Raw genomic sequence first — 13,180 nt, forward strand, 5'->3', positions numbered from 1 at the left:
ACCCGGCGCCACGGCTACCGCGCGTACCGCATCAACGCCCGCACCATGTGGCACGTCGTGTCCGACGGCGGATGAACGCCGATCGTCTGCGCCGCGCTTCGGATCGTGTCGTTGCGGGCCTGGTTCGGCATGTAGACGCCCGAGTCGAGCAGCGCTATCGCGAGGCGCATGGCCTTGAGACGGCGGTTGTGGGTGATGTACCACTCGCGCGGCCGGCCCGGCGGCAGCGGCCGCTTCTCGATGGGCGCGTACGGCAGGTCGAGCAGGACCGGGTGCTTGGCGGTGGACTGGGTGGGCAACGGCTTGCGGGTCGGCTTCGGCTTCAGTGCGGCAGCGGGCACAGGCATCCTCCTGTCGCGGGTCGGAGCGCCGGGCCGGGTTCCCCGGTGACGCTCTCGAACACTGCCTCCATTCTAATGCCCGCCACTGACAATCAGGAGACCCCGCAGATCCATGAAATCCCCAGGTCAGCAACGAAACTGTCACCGCGTCACACGCGACCCGCGCGATGCGCGCAAGGCGGCGGAAAATTCGAACAGAGCCCCCTCGGCAGGCGCCGCCGGCCCCGCGCCGACGAAGGTCGCGACACACCCCGGGATACCGTGGGCCGCATGGAGATCTGGATCAATCCGGCCTGCTCGAAGTGCCGCAGCGCCATCAGCCTGCTCGACGCCGAGGGTGCCGACTACACCGTCCGCCGCTACCTGGAGGACGTGCCGACCGAGGACGAGATCCGGGACGTACTGGACCGGCTCGGACTCGAACCCTGGGACATCACCCGGACCCAGGAAGCCGCGGCCAAGGAACTCGGACTCAAGGAGTGGGCCCGGGAAGCGAGTTCGCGGGAGCGGTGGATCACGGCCCTGGCCGAGCACCCCAAGCTGATCCAGCGGCCGATCATCACCGCGCAGGACGGCACGGCCGTGGTCGCGCGCACCGACGAGGCCGTACAGGACGCCTTGTCCCGCAAGGGCTAGAGCACCCTCGACTCGACTGTGACGCACGTTACTTCAGTGACTCCTGTAACCGCTGAGTAACTTCGTTCGGTATCTCGTACATAGCGGCGTACGCTCCCCAACCTCCCAGGAGGCGCGCATGTCGCGTAGGAGAACTCTCGGTACGAAGAAGAAGCTCGCACTGCTGGTGAGCGCGGCGACGGTGGCGGGCGGCGGTGCCTTCGTCATGGCGAGCACCTCGAACGCCTCGCAGACGCCGACGGTCAAGTCCGCAGCCGATTCGAGCGTCTGCCAGGGGCTCGCCACCGCGCTCGGCAACAACCAGCGGTTCATCGAGGGGCAGAAGGCCAGTCCGGACGCACAGTCCGCGGCGCGGATCGCCAACCGCGAGGCCGTCATCCAGCAGATCAAGGTCCAGCAGGAAGCCTCCGGGTGTGTCGCTGGGGAGTCGGCTCAGGACTCCCAGGCGTCGCCGCCCGCGCAGGGCGGACAGCAGGGCGGCGGTCAGCAGGCGGGGGGTGCCGCGCCGTCCCAGAGCGCCCCTGCGGGGAACGAGGAGGCGGGGAACGCCGGCGGCGGTGCCGCGGCCTCGGGCCAGCAGGTCTGCAACGGCTCGACCGTCACGCTCTCCGGTGAGGGCGGTGCCCCGGCGGCGTCCAGCAACCAGTTCCCGGCCGGCACGAAGCTGAAGGTCACCAACCTGGACAACAACAAGTCCACGACGGTGGAGGTCACCTCGGTCTCCGGCAGCTGTGTGCTGCTCAACAACGCGGCCTTCGAGCAGGTCCGCGAGCCCGGCAAGTTCCTGATCCGCCGCGCGGTGATCGAGAAGGTGGGGTGATACCCGGGTAGTCGCGCGTACGTGTCATGGTCCTGCCGCTCGCGGCCACGAGCGGCAGGACCGACGCGTTCCGGGGGCGGATGCGCAGTTCCCCGTTCCCGCCCCTCTTCCTCCCGCCCCCCATGACCCGTCCCCTCGCCCATTCCCATCGCATACGAGCCACCCGCCCGCCCTCCCCGGCGGCGCCGGAAGTCGCCGTATCGACTTTGCGCGGCCCCTCACAGCGTGAAACGCGCCACACCAATACCAGGTAACACGGGGTTCACATACGAGCAACGGCAGGGAAATCGCCTGTTGACAGGCTCGCGGGCATCAAGAGCGGCGCCTCAGTGCCGCAGCGCCGCAGCACCCGCAAGTGCGCCTAGACCCACCCCGAAGGATGTGGCCCGTGACCTTCAAGGCTGAGTACATCTGGATCGACGGCACCGAGCCGACGGCCAAGCTGCGTTCCAAGACGAAGATCATCGCGGGTGAGCCCGCCGGTCTGGACGCGCTGCCGATCTGGGGCTTCGACGGGTCGTCCACGAACCAGGCCGAGGGCCACTCCTCGGACCGTGTCCTCAAGCCGGTCTTCACCTGCCCCGACCCGATCCGCGGTGGCGACGACGTCCTCGTCCTGTGCGAGGTCCTCAACATCGACATGACGCCGCACGAGTCCAACACCCGTGCCGCGCTCGTCGAGGTCGCCGAGAAGTTCGCCGCCCAGGAGCCGATCTTCGGCATCGAGCAGGAGTACACGTTCTTCCAGGACGGCTACCCGCTCGGCTTCCCCAAGGGCGGCTTCCCGGCCCCGCAGGGCGGCTACTACTGCGGCGTCGGCGCCGACGAGATCTTCGGCCGTGAGGTCGTCGAGGCCCACCTGGACAACTGTCTCGCCGCCGGCCTGGCGATCTCCGGCATCAACGCCGAAGTCATGCCCGGTCAGTGGGAGTTCCAGGTCGGCCCGGTCTCCCCGCTGGAGGTCTCCGACCACCTGTGGGTCGCCCGCTGGCTGCTCTACCGCACCGCCGAGGACTTCGGCATCTCCGCGACGCTGGACCCGAAGCCGGTGAAGGGCGACTGGAACGGCGCCGGTGCGCACACCAACTTCTCCACCAAGGCGATGCGCGAGACGTACGAGGCGATCATCACCGCCGCCGAGTCGCTCGGTGAGGGCTCCAAGCCGCTCGACCACGTCAAGAACTACGGCGCCGGCATCGACGACCGCCTGACCGGTCTGCACGAGACCGCCCCGTGGAACGAGTACTCCTACGGCGTCTCCAACCGCGGCGCCTCGGTCCGTATCCCGTGGCAGGTCGAGAAGGACGGCAAGGGCTACATCGAGGACCGCCGTCCGAACGCCAACGTCGACCCGTACGTCGTGACGCGTCTGCTCGTCGACACCTGCTGCTCCGCGCTGGAGAAGGCCGGCCAGGTCTGATCCGCCCAGTAGCTTCCCGAGGGGCGCCCACCAGGACGGTGGGCGCCCCTCGGCGTTGGCGGGCGGTGATCGCGTTGTCAGTGGCGGGTGTCATCGTGGGGGGCATGGAGATCGACGAGGGACTGTCCGTCAAGGTCGAGACGGAGTTCGGCGAGAGGTATGCGCGGCCGTCCGAGGCCCAGCTGCGGGATCTGGTAGGGCGCCTCGGGGAGCCCGGTGACAACTGGCTGGTGATGCAGCGGATACCGGACGTGCCGGACGTGTTCGCCCAGCTGTGGCACGAGCGGGGCGGTGACTACCAGCTGGAGCACCGTGAGAGCCGCGAGCGCTTCCTCGGCACGATAATCCCGGACGCGGAGACGGTGGCCGACGCGCTGGTGGGGTGGGCGAGGCAGCGGGGCGGCTGGGACGGCCGGTTCGGTTGGACGCCGGTCGCGGCGGATCCGCCCGAGCAGGTGCCCGAACTTCCCCGCGCGATACGCGAGGAGGTGGAGGAGCGGGTGCGTGAGCTGCTGCGGTGCGGGTACGACACCCGGGCGACGCTCGCGGAGGCCGCCGAGGAGTATCTCGTCGAGGGGCGCAAACGGCCCGTGTCGGCGGCGCAGGCACGGGAGTTGGTCGACCGGCTGTGGCTGGAGAGGCTTGCTGAGCAGGCGACGTGGCAGGGGACGACGGATCCTGAGCGCCTCACGCGTGCGTTCGAGGCGCTCACCGCACGCGGGGTCACGGCGCGGGAGGACTTCGCCTGCTGCCGCAACTGTGGCACCGCGGAGATCGGCGCTGAGCGCGCCGAAGGGGACCACGGGTTCGTGTACTTCCACAGCCAGTGCACCGAGGGCGCGGCCGCGGGGCACGGGCTGATGCTGCTGTACGGGGGGTTCGACGGCTCGGCGGAGACGACCGCCGCCGTCGGGCGCGAGGTCGTGGACGCGCTCACCGCGGCAGGGCTGTCCACGGAGTGGGACGGCGATCCGAGCAGAGCGATCACCGTCACACCGTTGACCTGGGAAAAACGGCTGGAAGGATGAGACGAAGGGTCCCGTCGAGGGCGGGCGTCTGCTTCAATGGGGACATGGCCAGCTACCAGAAGTACTCCGCGACAGGTCGCCATGACCTCGAGCCCTTCTGGCCTTCCCGTCAGCACCACGACTTCGACCGGGTGTGTTGCCGCGCGATGAACGCGCGGGCCCTGTAAAGCCGTATTCCCTCGGCCTTCGGCCAGCGCGAAACGACGTACGTCCCCCAACGGACCTCTCGCGCGAAAAGAGCTGACCTCTCATGGCGACCACTCGTTCTCTCTCCACCGCCACGCTCAACTCCCCCGCCCCGAACGCGCCACGGCATCATCTGCGCGCCGTGGACCGGGACGAGGTGATCGATGTCGCGGACCTCCTGCCGCCGGGTGCCACCTGGCTGCCCGCTCCCCAGCACTCCCTGCCCACCCTGCCGGGACAGCCGCCGATGATCGGCTACCTGGTGCTGGTGCCGGCCGACCAGCAGCTGCCGGTCGCCCCGGTCCCGCCGGTCCGTGACACCGTCGGCGACCCGCTCGTCACCGTCGACACCGTGCGGCGCGCCGCCGCGGTCGACGGGCGTGAACTCGACCTCACCTACCTGGAGTTCGAGCTGCTCGCCCATCTGGTGGCCAATCCCCACCGGGTGCACACCCGCGACCAGCTGGTCACCACGGTGTGGGGGTACGGACATGTGGGCGACGGCCGTACGGTCGACGTGCACATCGCCCGGCTGCGCCGCAAGCTGGGCGCCGAGCACCGGGACACCATCCGGACCGTGCGACGGGTGGGGTACAAGTACGCCCCGCCGGCCGGGCGCTGACCTCCCGGGCCGCTCCCCCGCCGGCGCTCTGCTGACGGCAGAGTGCTGTTCCGTCCCGCGCCCGTACCGTGCAGAGTCGGCGTCATGAGACTTCTGATGCTGGGTGGTACGGACTTCGCGGGGCGGGCCGTCGTGGAGGCGGCCCTCGGGCGTGGCTGGGACGTGACCGTCTTCCACCGGGGGCGGCAGGCCCCGCCGGCCGGGGTACGGTCGCTGCACGGTGACCGCACCGCGCCCGACGGGCTCGCCGCCCTCGCGCGGGCGGAGGGCGAGTGGGACGCCGTCGTCGACACCTGGTCGGCGGCTCCGCGTGCGGTGCAGGACTCGGCGCGGCTGCTGCGGGACCGCGCCGGGCGGTATGTGTACGTGTCGAGCTGCTCGGTGTACGAGTGGGCCCCGCCCGCCGGGTACACCGAGGACGCGCCCGTCGTCGAGGGCGCCGAGGCCGGTGCCGAGCAGACCGACTACGCGCGGGACAAGCGGGGCGGCGAGCTGGCCGCCGTCGAGGAGTTCGGCGCGGACCGCTCGCCGCTCGTGCGCTCCGGGCTGCTCATCGGGCCGTACGAGAACGTCGGCCGGCTGCCGTGGTGGCTGACGCGGATCGAGCGGGGCGGGCCCGTGCTGGCGCCGGGGCCACGGGATCTGCCGCTCCAGTACGTCGACGTGCGCGACCTCGCGGAGTGGACCCTGGGCGCGGTGGAGCAGGAGCTGACCGGGCCGTACAACCTGATGTCACCTCAGGGGCACGCCACCATGGGCACGTTCCTCGACGCCTGCGTGGCGACCGTCGGCGGTACGGCCGAGCTCCGCTGGACCGAGCCCGAGGTGATCCTGGACGCCGGAATCGAGCCCTGGACGCAGTTGCCGGTGTGGGTGCCGCCGGCCAGCGACCTGCACGACGCCCTGCACAGCGCGGACGTGTCCCGGGCCGTCGCGACGGGGCTGCGCTGCCGTCCCGTCGAGGAGACCGTCGCCGACACCTGGAGGTGGCTGCAGGACATCGGGGGCAGGGCGCCGACGCGGCAGGACCGGATCTTCAAGTGGCTCGACCCTGAGGTGGAGGCGAAGGTCCTCGCCGACGACACGAGCGGCACCGGCGGGGGTGTACCTGGCACCACCTCCTGATCCGGGGCCTCGGCCCCGTGACCCCCGTCCTGGCCTCGGCCAGACTGACGCCATGACCATCGACACGAAGAGCGGCACGAACAGCGGCGCAGGCGGCGACGGGCGAACGAGGGCGCGGGGCATGGGACTTGCGGCCGTGCGGGGGCTGGCCCTGGCCCTGGTCGCGCTGCCGGGGTCCGTCCTCTGCCTCGTCCTCTCCCTCGTGTCCATCGCGCTCGTCCCGATCGGCGTCGGCATCGTCACCACGCCGTGGGTGCTGACGGGGGTGCGGGCGTTCGCCGACTGGCGGCGGGTCCTCGCGGCCGAGTGGGGCGGGGTGCGGATACCGCCGGCGTACCGGCCGTTGCCGAAGGACGCCAATCCGTGGACCCGCACCTTCGGGATGCTGGGCGACCCGGCGACCTGGCGGGACCTGAGGTGGCTGCCCGTCGACATGACGGCGGGGTTCCTCACCGCGCTGCTCCCGGCCGTACTGCTGCTCTATCCGCTGGAGGGGTTCGCGATCGCGGCCGGGCTGTGGCGGGTCTTCACGGACGTCGGGGGCGGCACGTACTGGTACGGCTTCGTCCCGGTCACCGGGCAGGCCTCCGCGCTCGGCGCCGGCGCCCTGGGCCTCGGCCTGCTCTTCCTCGCCCACTTCTACACCCCGCGCCTGCTGCAGACCCACTTCCGGCTCACCCGGGCCGTCCTCGGCTCCAACCAGGGCGAACTCGCCGAGCGGGTCAGGGTGTTGACCGAGACCCGGCGGGACGCCGTCGACACCTCCGCCGCCGAACTGCGCCGTATCGAACGCGATCTGCACGACGGGGCGCAGGCCCGGCTGGTGGCGATGGGCATGGATCTCGGCACCATCGAGATGCTGCTCGACAAGGACCCGGAGCAAGCGAGGCGGCTCGTCGCCCAGGCCCGTCAGTCCTCCGTCGACGCGCTGTCCGAGCTGCGCGACCTGGTGCGCGGCATCCACCCGCCCGTGCTCGCCGAGCGCGGACTGGGCGACGCCGTGCGGGCGTTGGCGTTGCGGCTGCCGGTCTCGACCGAGGTGAGCGTGGAACTGCCCGGGCGGGCGGAGGCGCCCGTGGAGTCCGCGGGGTACTTCGCGGTCAGCGAGGTGCTCACCAACGCCGTGAAGCACTCGGGCGCCGACCGGATCTGGATCGACCTGCATCACACGGACGGCATGCTGCGCATCACCGTCACCGACAACGGCAAGGGCGGCGCGGTGATCGGGGCCGGTTCGGGCCTCGCCGGAGTCGAGCGGCGACTGGGTACATTCGACGGCGTCCTGGCCGTCAGCTCTCCCGCGGGCGGCCCCACCATGGTCACCATGGAGATTCCTTGCGCGTTGTCCTAGCCGAAGACCTGTTCCTGCTGCGCGACGGGCTCGTCCGGCTCCTTCAGGCCTACGACTTCGAGATCGCGGCGGCCGTCGAGACCGGCCCCGAGCTGTCCCGCGCGCTCGCCGAGCTGGAGCCGGACGTCGCCGTCGTCGACGTACGCCTGCCGCCGACGAACACCGACGAGGGGCTGCAGTGCGCGCTCGAGGCCCGCCGGAGGAAGCCCGGGCTGCCGGTGCTGGTCCTCTCCCAGCACGTGGAGCAGCTGTACGCGCGGGAGCTGCTCGCCGACGGCAGTGGCGGGGTGGGGTATCTGCTGAAGGACCGGGTGTTCGACGCGGACCAGTTCGTGGACGCCGTACGCCGTGTCGCGGCCGGCGGGACCGCGATGGACCCGCAGGTGATCCAGCAGCTGCTGAGCCGGCGGGCGGCCGACGACCAGCCGCTGGCCCGGCTCACGCCCCGCGAGACCGAGGTGCTGGAGCTGATGGCGCAGGGGCGGACGAACGCGGCGATCGCCGAACGGCTCGTCGTCACGGAACGGGCCATCGCCAAGCACACCGCCAATATCTTCGCCAAACTGGGCCTGGAGGTGTCGGACGACGACAACCGTCGCGTGCTGGCGGTTCTCGCGTATCTCGACCACGGCCGGTGAAACCGGACCGGTCCTTTCACCCGCCGTGTGGGATCAACAACTCCTGGTGTTTCAGGGGCTGTTGAGAACACCGCGTTCTCACGAATCTCTCAACAATTTCCGAGGCGGGTGAACACCCCTGGGACGCCCTCCGTATCAGAGGGAGCCGCTTCACTCCTGTCGGGCGCCTCGATAGCCCGGAAAAGGAAGTCAGAGGAGTTCCATGGGACGCAACACACGAAAACGCCGTACGCCGCTGGCCACCAAGGCCATAGCCGCATCGGCGGCCCTAGCGCTCGGTGGGGGCGGGCTTGTATGGGCCAACTTCTATGCTTCGGCGCACGAGGACAACTCTGGGTGGAACCAGACGAAGTCCACGAACGCCCAGGTCGCGACGATCAACTGCCCTGATGTCGGCCAGAAGCTGACGAAGGTGCCGAGGAGCGCGCGCAGGGGTGTCGCCAAGGAGCTGGCGCTGCTGGACAGGCAGGTCACGGAGGCCTACAAGCGTCTCGCCGAGACGCGGCAGGCCCAGGCGGGGGACGCCAACTTCGTCAACAACGCCATCCTCGGCCCGCTGAAGTCCAAGCGCGTTGCCACGCTCGACCGGATCGGCATCAACATCAACCGGGCCGGCGGCCAGCGACCGCAGAACCTCGAACAGCTCGCCCAGTGCCAGGGCGTCCCGGCCGAGCAGCCGCAGACCAACGACGGCCAGCAGGACGGCGACCAGAACCAGGACGGTCAGGACCAGAACAACGACGGTCAGGACCAGAACCAGGACGGTCAGGACCAGGGCGGCCAGGACGGCGGACAGGACCAGGGCGGCAACGGCGGTCAGGCCGGCAACGGTCCGAACGCTGACGACTTCGTGGACATCACCCAGGTCCAGGGCAGCGCGCAGCTTGGTGTCGGCGCGAACGGCCTCCCCGCGAACGGGGACAGCGGTTCGACCGGTAGCTTCACGACGAATTGCGGCACCAACCAGAACGAGAACCGCAACTCGGACAACGTGATCGTCGCTCCCGGTGTCAGCAACGGTGCGCAGCACCAGCACGACTACGTCGGCAACCAGGCCAACAACGCTTTCGCGAGCGACCAGGACCTGGCGAACGGCGACACCACCTGCCAGAACCAGGGTGACAGGTCGTCGTACTTCTGGCCCGTGCTGCGCATCCAGGACGGTCAGAACGACATCGACGCGAACGCCCCGGGTGGCGGTCAGGACGGCAACGTCGGCACGATCGTCGAGCCCAGCGAGGCACAGCTGAAGTTCGTCGGCAACAAGACGAGCGATGTCGTCGCGATGCCGCAGGCCCTGCGCATCATCACCGGTGACGCCAAGTCCTTCGTGAACGGCACCAACAACGCCAACGCGAACTGGAGCTGCACCGGCTTCGAGGACAAGGTCCAGCTGCACGACAAGCTGCCGATCTGCCCCGAGGGCAGCTCCGTGGTGCGGACGTCCAACTTCCAGAGCTGCTGGGACGGTCAGAACATCGACAGCGCCAACCACCGCACGCACGTGGCGTTCGTCCAGGGCGACGGCACCTGCGCCAACGGTTTCCAGGCGATCCCCCAGCTCCAGGTCCGCCTGGTCTACGACGTCCAGGCCCCGCAGATCCAGAACGGACAGGTCCAGAACGCCTTCGCGGTCGACTCCTTCCCGGACCAGCTGCACAAGGCGATCACCGACCACAACGACTTCATCAACTTCTTCGACGAGAACACGATGAACGAGATGGTCCAGTGCATCAACAGCGGGCAGGACTGCCAGTAGTCCTGAACACCGGAAAGCCGGCGGTGGGATTTCCCACCGCCGGCTTTCGTATGCTCCCGGACTTCGGCGAACGGACTACGACGAACTTCAGCCGTGGTGGCTTCCGCTGCTGTTGTGGCTGCCGCCGGGATTCATGTGCTCGGACCCTTCCTCCATGCTCCCGCCCAGCGTGGTCTGCAGCGCGGCGACCGTCTTCTCCTGGCCGACGGCGACCCACTTGCGGCCGACGAGGTAGTAGCCGCCGTAGTCCTTCGCGCCGCTCAGCCACTCGGCCTGGCCGCGGTCGGTGGCGAAGGTGGCGAGGACGAACCTGCCGTCGGTGTTCTTGCAGAGGGCCTGCCGGATTTCGTCGGCGTCCGTCTGCATGTTCGGCTTGCACTTCACCTCGGCGGCCAGGTGCTCCAGGCTGCCGGTGGCGGTCTCGGGCACGGCGGCCTTGTCGTCGCCGCCGGATCCGCAGCCGGCCAGCGCGAACACCGCCACGGCGCCGGCCGCCGCGAGCATCGGTCGGGTCACCTTCATGTCTTCCTCCCTGCAGGGGCCTCCCGGTGGATACGGCTCCCACGCGCGGAGCGCTCAAAATGCCCGCGGAGCGCTCAAAATACCGCTGCCGGTGTTCGCCCACCCGTGCGAGAGTGACGCTGTGAACCAGGACTGGGAAGATCGCGTGGCCGGCGCATGGGCGTCCTTCGACGACTACGCCGAGGAGGGGGCGGCCGACTTCCGCGCCGTGATCGACACGCTCGTCGCGGAGCTGCCCGACGACAGCCCGCTGGGCCCCTTCGAGCAGGCCTGCGCCTGGGACTCGACGGGGCACTCGGACAACGCGGTTCCGCTGTACCGGGAGGCGCTCGCGCGCGGGCTGACCGGCTACAAGGGGCGGCGGGCCAAGATCCAGATGTCCAGCTCGCTCAGGAACATCGGCCTGGCGGAAGAGGGCGTCAAGCTGCTGACACCTGAACTGGACGCGCCCTCCGACGAGCTGGACGACGCGGTACGGGCGACACTCGCCCTGTGCCTGTCCAGCCTCGGGCGCGACCGCGAGGGCCTCTCCCTCGTCCTGGGCGCCCTCGCTCCCCATCTGCCGCGCTACCAGCGGTCGATGGCGAATTACGCCCGTGAACTGTTGGAGCCCGGGGACTGAGCCGACCTCAGGGCCGGCTGCGCGCCGGCTCCGAAACGCGCCGGGGCCGACCGGGTTCCGGTGACCAACCGACGATTCGCTCGTTCTGCTGAACGTGCAGTCTCAGGATGTCGCCCCGCGCCCCGCCCCCGCCTCGGACGATCCGGTCGTCGACGTCGAGCGGGCCGAGGCCGCGCTCGTCGAGCACTACCCGCGTCTCGTCCGCCTCGCCTACCTGGTGCTGCCGCCGAGCCTCGGCCGCAACCGGCGCGTCGTGACCGCGCACTCCCTCACCCAGCGCGCCCTGCCCCGGGGCCGGGCGGCGGCGACACCCGTGATCCCGGCCCAGTCCACCGGCCGTGAGAGCGACCCCGGGTACGCCCTGCTCCGGCTCCGCGTCCTGCGTACGGCGCTGGAGGCGGACCGTCCCCTGAAGCGCCTGGCCTGGCCCAAGCGCTCCCAACTGCCGCCCCTGCTGCCCCAGATCTGGGGCCTGCGCCTCTTCCCCCGGTCGGGCGGCGCCGACGAACTCGCCCTGGATCAGCGGCTGTCGGCGCTGTCCGGCCCGGCGCGGGCCGCCTACGTCCTGCGCGGCCTGGAGAAGCTCGACGACGGCGACGTCTGCGAGGTGCTGGACGCGGCCGGTGTCGACTACGTGGACGAAGCGCTGGAGGAGGCCGACACCGTCCCCGCGCAGTACGCCCTGCTCGACTCCCCCGAGTTCGACCCCTGCTCGCTCCAGGCCCGGCCCACGGACCTGATGCGGCGCAGGCAGCACATGAAGGCGGCGCTCGCCGCGGGTGCCGCCCTGCTGGTGTCCGGGGCACTGCTCGGACTGCCCGGTGAGGGCTGGGGCCCCGAGGGTCCCGCCGCGCCCTCGTACGCGCAGAACCCGGCGGCCGAGGCCGCCCTGGACCCCGCCCAGCTGACCAGGGTCCCCGCGCTGGCCTGGCAGTCCTCCGCCCGCACCGACTTCTCCGTGTGGCCCCCGCGCGGCGACCTGGCCCGCGACTCGGCCCTGCTGCGCCGCGCCCTCGCCGTCTGGGCCCGCCCCGGCGAGACGGTCCAGGTCTCGGCGACGCCCGGCACCCCGGCGGGCGGTCCGCCCGGGGCGCCGCAACTGCTGTACGCGGGGACGGTCGACAACGCCCGTGTGGTGATCCTCTACGACGGTCTGCGCATCGCCCGCTACGCCGAGCCGACGGACGGCACGGCGGGCGCCGCCCTGGACTTCTCCCGGGTCGACGGCGCGAGCAGGGCGGAGGCGAGTGCGGTGGTGCTGAGCCGGGCCGACGGCAACGTCCGTTATCTGCTGGCGCCCTGGGTGCGGAAGGCGGCCGAGCGGGATCTGCTGAAGTCGCGCACCGGGGCGATGGACCTCAGCGTGACCGACGGAGTGACCACGCCGATGGCGAGCCCCGTCACCCAGCAGACCGGCAGCTGCACCTCGTGGAACACCCTGCAGCTGACCGACAGCACCGGCACCCGGCTGCTGACCGACCTCTCGGAGCTGGTGCCGGCCCGCCTGACCACCGGCCGTCCCGGTGCGGTGAAGGAGGCGGCCGGCGCGGCGGCGCTGCGCACCTGGGCGCCGTACTCCTGCTGGCTGGGCGCGCTGCGCTCGGCGGGCGTGCGCACGGTCAACGCCTGGGCGTACGCCCGGCAGGCGCTGCCCGACGGGACCGGTTCGGCGGAATGGCTGTGCACGCGCGCCGAGACCTGGCGGGGCGGCGGCGAGCGGGTGCTGGCCCAGTTCCGGACGCCGGGTGCGACGCACGCGGCGGTGGCGGCGAAGGGCCAGAACGTGGCGGCGTGCGGGGCACGGGATCCGCATGTGCTGGCCGGGGTGCTGTGGAAGGCGCAGACGGGCGACTGGTATCTCCTGGCGGCGGGCGCCCGGGACACGGACTCGATCCGTGCCACGGGCGGCGTCGACGGCACGTCCCGGGGCAGCCTGCTGACCGTACGGGCCGAGCAGGGCGCGCGGGCCGAGTTGAAGGGCACGCTGGACAGCGGGCGTTCCATCAGCGGGCTCGGGTGAGCCCCGCCGCACGGGAACGGCCTTGCTGACGCTCGCGTAAACAAGCTCGTGCACAGGGGTTCACCCGGGACCTACCCGTCAGTACATTGA

Annotated in this window: 13 protein-coding genes; 11 read left to right on the top strand and 2 right to left on the bottom strand. The window is 70.8% G+C overall.

Annotated elements, in window-relative coordinates; all coding sequences use genetic code 11:
- Nucleotides 1–14: 14 nt before the first annotated feature.
- On the bottom strand, nucleotides 15–341 hold the full coding sequence (locus EJ357_RS12960; RefSeq protein WP_126391730.1) for a hypothetical protein: 327 nt from the start codon (nucleotides 339–341) through the stop codon (nucleotides 15–17).
- Nucleotides 342–611: 270 nt separating this feature from the next.
- Here EJ357_RS12960 and EJ357_RS12965 point away from each other — a divergent pair, with 270 nt between their 5' ends.
- The 9 genes from EJ357_RS12965 (at nucleotide 612) to EJ357_RS13005 (ending at nucleotide 9,926) form a co-directional block, all read left to right on the top strand.
- Nucleotides 612–977 (top strand): arsenate reductase family protein, encoded by a 366-nt coding sequence (locus EJ357_RS12965; RefSeq protein WP_126391732.1) that lies wholly within the window; start codon nucleotides 612–614, stop codon nucleotides 975–977.
- 118 nt (nucleotides 978–1,095) lie between these two features.
- The gene (locus tag EJ357_RS12970; RefSeq protein ID WP_126391734.1) at nucleotides 1,096–1,797 is read left to right on the top strand and encodes an RlpA-like double-psi beta-barrel domain-containing protein; all 702 of its coding nucleotides are present in this window, start codon (nucleotides 1,096–1,098) and stop codon (nucleotides 1,795–1,797) included.
- A 388-nt stretch (nucleotides 1,798–2,185) separates the two neighbouring features.
- On the top strand, nucleotides 2,186–3,217 hold the full coding sequence (gene glnII / locus EJ357_RS12975) for a glutamine synthetase (RefSeq protein ID WP_126391736.1): 1,032 nt from the start codon (nucleotides 2,186–2,188) through the stop codon (nucleotides 3,215–3,217).
- A gap of 104 nt (nucleotides 3,218–3,321) precedes the next feature.
- Nucleotides 3,322–4,245, top strand: coding sequence for a DUF6891 domain-containing protein (locus EJ357_RS12980; RefSeq protein ID WP_126391738.1), 924 nt, complete (start codon nucleotides 3,322–3,324; stop codon nucleotides 4,243–4,245).
- 250 nt (nucleotides 4,246–4,495) lie between these two features.
- Nucleotides 4,496–5,053, top strand: coding sequence for a winged helix-turn-helix domain-containing protein (locus tag EJ357_RS12985; RefSeq protein ID WP_126391740.1), 558 nt, complete (start codon nucleotides 4,496–4,498; stop codon nucleotides 5,051–5,053).
- Between the two features lie 84 nt (nucleotides 5,054–5,137).
- A complete protein-coding gene (locus EJ357_RS12990; protein WP_126391742.1) occupies nucleotides 5,138–6,178 on the top strand; it encodes an NAD-dependent epimerase/dehydratase family protein in 1,041 nt (346 codons plus the stop codon).
- A 52-nt stretch (nucleotides 6,179–6,230) separates the two neighbouring features.
- Complete coding sequence (locus tag EJ357_RS12995; protein WP_126391744.1) at nucleotides 6,231–7,529, top strand: sensor histidine kinase; 1,299 nt, start codon at nucleotides 6,231–6,233, stop codon at nucleotides 7,527–7,529.
- Entirely contained in the window at nucleotides 7,514–8,167 is a 654-nt protein-coding gene (locus tag EJ357_RS13000) for a LuxR C-terminal-related transcriptional regulator (protein WP_126391746.1), read from the top strand. Before EJ357_RS12995 ends, EJ357_RS13000 begins: the two co-directional genes overlap by 16 nt.
- Before the next feature lie 202 nt (nucleotides 8,168–8,369).
- Nucleotides 8,370–9,926 carry a DUF1996 domain-containing protein gene (locus EJ357_RS13005; protein ID WP_126391748.1) on the top strand — a complete coding sequence of 519 codons (1,557 nt, stop codon included), beginning with the start codon at nucleotides 8,370–8,372 and terminating at the stop codon, nucleotides 9,924–9,926.
- 87 nt (nucleotides 9,927–10,013) lie between these two features.
- Here the strand turns inward: EJ357_RS13005 and EJ357_RS13010 are convergent, their stop codons facing one another.
- Nucleotides 10,014–10,448: a hypothetical protein gene (locus EJ357_RS13010; protein WP_175647381.1), complete on the bottom strand. Its 435-nt coding sequence runs from the start codon at nucleotides 10,446–10,448 to the stop codon at nucleotides 10,014–10,016.
- Nucleotides 10,449–10,569: 121 nt separating this feature from the next.
- On the opposite strand from EJ357_RS13010, the gene EJ357_RS13015 reads away from it, so the two are divergent.
- Both EJ357_RS13015 and EJ357_RS13020 read left to right on the top strand, forming a co-directional pair.
- Nucleotides 10,570–11,070, top strand: a complete 501-nt coding sequence (locus EJ357_RS13015) for a tetratricopeptide repeat protein (RefSeq protein WP_228473039.1) — start codon at nucleotides 10,570–10,572, stop codon at nucleotides 11,068–11,070.
- A gap of 94 nt (nucleotides 11,071–11,164) precedes the next feature.
- Nucleotides 11,165–13,090, top strand: a complete 1,926-nt coding sequence (locus EJ357_RS13020; RefSeq protein WP_126391752.1) for a hypothetical protein — start codon at nucleotides 11,165–11,167, stop codon at nucleotides 13,088–13,090.
- The last annotated feature ends 90 nt before the right edge of the window (nucleotides 13,091–13,180 follow it).

Source organism: Streptomyces cyaneochromogenes, assembly GCF_003963535.1.
GTDB classification, from domain to species: domain Bacteria; phylum Actinomycetota; class Actinomycetes; order Streptomycetales; family Streptomycetaceae; genus Streptomyces; species Streptomyces shaanxiensis.

Bases quoted from the DNA above. Each gene is read 5' to 3' on its own strand.
- EJ357_RS12990 (WP_126391742.1), top strand. From the start codon at position 5,138: ATGAGACTTCTGATGCTGGGTGGTACGGACTTCGCGGGGCGGGCCGTC.
- EJ357_RS12980 (WP_126391738.1), top strand. From the start codon at position 3,322: ATGGAGATCGACGAGGGACTGTCCGTCAAGGTCGAGACGGAGTTCGGC.
- EJ357_RS13005 (WP_126391748.1), top strand. From the start codon at position 8,370: ATGGGACGCAACACACGAAAACGCCGTACGCCGCTGGCCACCAAGGCC.
- EJ357_RS12965 (WP_126391732.1), top strand. From the start codon at position 612: ATGGAGATCTGGATCAATCCGGCCTGCTCGAAGTGCCGCAGCGCCATC.
- EJ357_RS12985 (WP_126391740.1), top strand. From the start codon at position 4,496: ATGGCGACCACTCGTTCTCTCTCCACCGCCACGCTCAACTCCCCCGCC.
- EJ357_RS12970 (WP_126391734.1), top strand. From the start codon at position 1,096: ATGTCGCGTAGGAGAACTCTCGGTACGAAGAAGAAGCTCGCACTGCTG.
- EJ357_RS13010 (WP_175647381.1), bottom strand. From the start codon at position 10,448: ATGAAGGTGACCCGACCGATGCTCGCGGCGGCCGGCGCCGTGGCGGTG.
- EJ357_RS12995 (WP_126391744.1), top strand. From the start codon at position 6,231: ATGACCATCGACACGAAGAGCGGCACGAACAGCGGCGCAGGCGGCGAC.